Annotated in this window: 1 protein-coding gene; it reads left to right on the forward strand. The window is 65.5% G+C overall.

Annotated features, from left to right (window positions below; translation table 11 throughout):
- Window positions 1-595: GspE/PulE family protein (locus AB3X89_RS40135; RefSeq protein WP_368588044.1), on the forward strand; the 595-nt coding region annotated here is incomplete at both ends.

Here is a 595-nt window from a genome sequence, read left to right on the forward strand (position 1 = left end):
TGGATCAGCGAGCGCACGAGCGAAGCCGCGCTTGCCGAAATCGCGCGCAACTACGGCGTGGTGTCGGTTGTGCGCGTGCCCGCCGACGATCTCGCGCAGGCGATCAACCAGGCCTATGCGCGCCAGGGCGGCAGCGCCGCGCAGGTGGTCGGCGAAGTGGAAGGCGAAGTCGATCTGTCGCGGCTGATGCAGGACATCCCCGAGGTCGAGGATCTGCTCGAATCGGAAGACGACGCGCCGATCATCCGCATGATCAACGCGCTGCTCACGCAAGCCGCACGCGAGCAGGCATCGGATATTCATATCGAGCCGTTCGAGAATGCGTCGGTGGTGCGTTTTCGCGTCGACGGCACGTTGCGCGACGTGGTGCGGCCTAAAAAAGCGCTGCACGGCGCGCTGATCTCGCGGATCAAGATCATGGCGCAGCTCGACATCGCGGAAAAACGTTTGCCGCAGGATGGCCGCATTACGCTGCGCGTCGGCGGTCGTCCGGTCGACGTGCGGGTATCGACGCTGCCCACCGGCCACGGCGAGCGCGCGGTGCTTCGTCTGCTCGAAAAAGACGCGGCGCGGCTCAATCTCGAAGCGCTCGGCA

The organism is Paraburkholderia sp. BR14320 (assembly GCF_040948665.1).
GTDB classification, from domain to species: domain Bacteria; phylum Pseudomonadota; class Gammaproteobacteria; order Burkholderiales; family Burkholderiaceae; genus Paraburkholderia; species Paraburkholderia youngii.